The organism is Actinosynnema sp. (genome assembly GCF_052038725.1).
Genome location: NZ_JBQGCX010000752.1, coordinates 1 through 2811 on the forward strand (window position 1 = coordinate 1; position 2811 = coordinate 2811).

Genomic DNA, 2811 nt, shown 5'->3' on the forward strand with positions numbered 1-2811 from the left:
CAGCTTCACGTCGTCCAGCGACGCGATCTCCCCGACCCGGTCGGCCAGCGCGGGCATCAGCGCGGCCACCCGCCCCCGGCGCCGCACCAGTGGGGTCCCGGCCGTCCGCCCGCGCGCCGCGAGAACCCTTGCGGCGCACCAAATCCCGCCGCCGCGCCTGAACCGCGCCCCGCGCGCGGCACCCGCTCGGCCGCACCGGACTTCACCCGAGCGCGCGGAAACCCGCGGCGCGCCTCACCGCACTGGCGCGGGCGAGCGCCTCGCGAACCCCGGCGTCGGCTCCGGCCGCAGCCCGATCGACACCAGGTAGGCCGGCACCGCCTGGAGCACCGGGAACCGCTGCGCCAGCCGCAGCGGGAGCGGCACCCGCGCCGGGCGCTCCGACGCCCCCGGCTCCCGCATCACCGCCCGCTGCAGCACCCGCTGCGCCGCCTGCGTCGCCGCCGTCGCGAACAACCGCCGCCTGCGCAACCGCCTCAGCACGTCCGGCGTCACCGCCCCGCGCAGCGCGGGCCCGGCCAGCAACCGCGCCGCCGCCACCGCGTCCTGGATCGCCAGGTTGATCCCCACCCCGCCCACCGGCGACATGGCGTGCGCGGCGTCCCCGACGCACAGCAGCCCGTCCCGGTGCCAGGTGCGCAGCCGGTTCTGCCGCACGTCCAGCAGCTTCACGTCGTCCAGCGACGCGATCTCCCCGACCCGGTCGGCCAGCGCGGGCATCAGCGCGGCCACCCGCCCCCGGAACCGCTCGACCCCCTCGGCCCGCAGCCGCGCGTCCGTCCCCTTGCGGATCAGGAACGCGCACTGGAAGTAGCCCGTGCGCGGGATCGCCACCAGCGCCTCGCCGCGCCCGAACCGCCCCAGCACCTCGCCGAGCTCGTCCCCCTCGCGCACGGGCACCCGGAACCACCACACGTCCATCGGCGCGCCGAACGACCGCACCGCCAACCCGGCCTCCGCCCGCACGCGCGAGGTCCGCCCGTCCGCCGCCACGACCACGTCCGCGCCCAGCGAGACCTCGCCCCCCGGCGTCCGGTACCGCACCCCGGTGACCTTCGAGCCCTCCCGGAGCAACCCGGTCACCTCGGCGTTCATCAGCAGCGTGAACGCGGGCTCCGCGCGCCCGGCGCGCGCCAGCAGCTCCAGCAGGTCCCACTGCGGCACGAACCCGATCCGCTTGTGCCTGCCGGGCAACCGCCGCATGTCCGCGACCGTCGCCGCCCCGCCGGGCGCCACCACCCGCATCCGCTCCACGTACCGGGGCGGGATCGCGTCGAACGCGGGCCCGAGCCCGAGGTCGTCGAGCAGCCCGAGCGTGGACGCGTGCACGGTGTCGCCCCGGAAGTCCCGCAGGAAGTCCCCGTGCTTCTCCAGCACGGTCACCCGCACGCCCGCCCTGGCGAGCAGCAGGCCCAGCACCATCCCGGCGGGGCCGCCGCCCGCGATGGCGATCGAGGTCCTGGTCATGACGCCACACCCCTTTTCAACACCAGTTGAATAAGCCCAGGATGCTCCCCGGCCGGAACCCGGTCAAGGGGGATACGCTCACCCGGTCATGAGCACCGCATCCGCACCCCAAGAGGTCCGCGTCCGCTTCTCGCCGTCGCCGACCGGCACGCCCCACGTTGGGCTCATCCGCACCGCGCTGTTCAACTGGGCCTACGCCCGGCACACCGGTGGCAAAGTCGTCTTCCGCATCGAGGACACCGACGCCGCGCGCGACTCCGAGGAGTCCTACCTCGCGCTGCTCGACGCGATGCGGTGGCTCGGCCTCGACTGGGACGAGGGTCCCGAGGTCGGCGGCCCGCACGAGCCGTACCGGCAGAGCCAGCGCCGCGAGATCTACGCCGACATCGCCCGCAGGCTCCTCGAAGCGGGCGAGCTCTACGAGTCCTTCACCACCCCCGACGAGGTCGAGGCCCGCCGCCGCGCCGCGGGCCAGGACCCGAAGCTCGGCTACGACGGCTTCGACCGCGACCTGACCGACGAGCAGAAGGCCGCCTACCGCGAGCAGGGGCGCGAGCCCGTGCTGCGCCTGCGGATGCCCGACGAGGACCTGTCCTGGACCGACCTCGTCCGGGGCGAGATCACCTTCAAGGCGGGCACCACGCCCGACCCCGTCCTGGTGCGCGCCAACGGCGACCCGCTGTACCCCTTCACCAACCCCGTCGACGACGCCCTCATGGGCATCACGCACGTCCTGCGCGGCGAGGACCTCCTCCCGTCCACCCCGCGCCAGATCGGGCTCTACCGCGCCCTCCAGCGCATCGGCGTCACCACGTTCACCCCGCTCTTCGGCCACATGCCCTACGTCATGGGCGAGGGCAACAAGAAGCTGTCCAAGCGCGACCCGCAGTCCAACCTGTTCCTGTACCGCGACCGCGGGTTCCTGCCCGAGGGCCTGCTGAACTACCTCGCGCTGCTCGGCTGGTCCATCGCGGACGACCGCGACATCTTCACCACGCAGGAGCTCGTCGCCGCCTTCGACATCGCGAAGGTCAGCGCCAACCCGGCCCGCTTCGACCTCAAGAAGGCCGAGGCGATCAACGCCACGCACCTGCGCGCGCTCCCCGTCGAGGAGTTCGTCAGCCGCTCGCTGCCGCACCTCGTCGCGGACGGCGTCCTCCCGGCGGAGCCCGCCGAGGCCGACCTGGCCGTGCTGCGCGGGGTCGCGCCGCTCGTGCAGGAGCGCCTCGTCGTGCTGTCCGAGGTCTCCGGCATGGTGCGCTTCCTGTTCACCGCCGACGACGTGTTCACGCCCGAGGAGGACTCGGCGGCCAAGGCGCTCGGCGCCGACGCCAAGCCGGTGCT

The 2811-nt window shown here is 74.4% G+C and carries 2 protein-coding genes; one reads left to right on the forward strand and one right to left on the reverse strand.

What is annotated here, in order from left to right; all coding sequences use genetic code 11:
• Positions 1 to 234: 234 nt before the first annotated feature.
• Positions 235 to 1467 carry an FAD-dependent oxidoreductase gene (locus ACTUAL_RS15640; protein WP_440900772.1) on the reverse strand — a complete coding sequence of 411 codons (1233 nt, stop codon included), beginning with the start codon at positions 1465 to 1467 and terminating at the stop codon, positions 235 to 237.
• An 88-nt stretch (positions 1468 to 1555) separates the two neighbouring features.
• On the opposite strand from ACTUAL_RS15640, the gene gltX reads away from it, so the two are divergent.
• On the forward strand, positions 1556 to 2811 hold a 1256-nt coding region (gene gltX / locus ACTUAL_RS15645), incomplete at its 3' end, for a glutamate--tRNA ligase (RefSeq protein WP_440900773.1).

What these genes read in the sequence shown, in the direction of transcription:
- ACTUAL_RS15640 (WP_440900772.1), bottom strand. Translation starts at nt 1,467, where the DNA reads ATGACCAGGACCTCGATCGCCATCGCGGGCGGCGGCCCCGCCGGGATG.